Origin of the sequence: Methylophaga sp. UBA5088, assembly GCF_002414625.1 — a bacterium.
In the GTDB taxonomy this organism is placed as follows: domain Bacteria; phylum Pseudomonadota; class Gammaproteobacteria; order Nitrosococcales; family Methylophagaceae; genus Methylophaga; species Methylophaga marina.
In genome coordinates this window covers 23,150-23,840 of the sequence record NZ_DIAC01000030.1, presented here as the reverse complement: position 1 = coordinate 23,840, position 691 = coordinate 23,150, and the positions used below count along the sequence as shown (strand labels likewise).

At 40.5% G+C, this 691-nt stretch carries 2 protein-coding genes; both read right to left on the bottom strand.

All coding sequences use genetic code 11. The features are described from left to right. Positions 1 to 357, bottom strand: a 357-nt coding sequence (locus B4K20_RS04000) for a glycosyltransferase family 2 protein (RefSeq protein ID WP_289281976.1), incomplete at its 3' end; no start/stop codon positions are given. After that, positions 347 to 691, bottom strand: a 345-nt coding sequence (locus B4K20_RS03995; protein WP_289281975.1) for an acyltransferase, incomplete at its 5' end; no start/stop codon positions are given. The genes B4K20_RS04000 and B4K20_RS03995, both read right to left, overlap by 11 nt.

The window sequence follows — 691 nt, the reverse complement described above, 5'->3', positions numbered from 1 at the left end:
AGGGTTATTTTTTAGGGTTTCCAAGAGCATTTCTAAAGCCCCAGGCCTCACAATAGTATCGCTGTTTAGCAACAGATAATAATCTGCACTCACAGAATTAATTCCAGCATTATTACCACCAGAAAAGCCACTATTAGAGGATGAGTCTACCAACTTGAATTTCTGCTTTTTATCCTCAGCTAATATCCACTCGTTAATTTGGACCACTGAGTCATCCTGAGAATCATTATCTACAATAACTACGCAGGCATCTAGGGTGTCCACTTCATGTTTAAGAGAATTGAGAACATCAACGACCATTCTTGGGGTCTTATAATTCACAATGATGACGGCTAACTCACAGTGTTTATTTGTCATCAAAAAAATAAGCCTTTCTTAGTTGCTTTAGCTGAGGTTCCAAGGCGGGATCAAAACTTCCATCTCTTTGATGAATAAGATGAGCCCAAGGTAGGCTGTTTGTTTCTTTTTCTAATTTATTGACGAGATCAGCCATATCCCCGATAACTCTTGCAGGCACACCCGCGACAATACTGCCTTCAGGAACATCACGGCTAACAACTGCACCGGCTGCTACAATCGCATTGGGTCCAATGGTTATTCCAGGTAACACAATAGCACCATGCCCTATGAATACATTATCTCTAATGTCGACTTTTCCTACGCGATCAAGTTTTTTGTTATAAGCTCGATT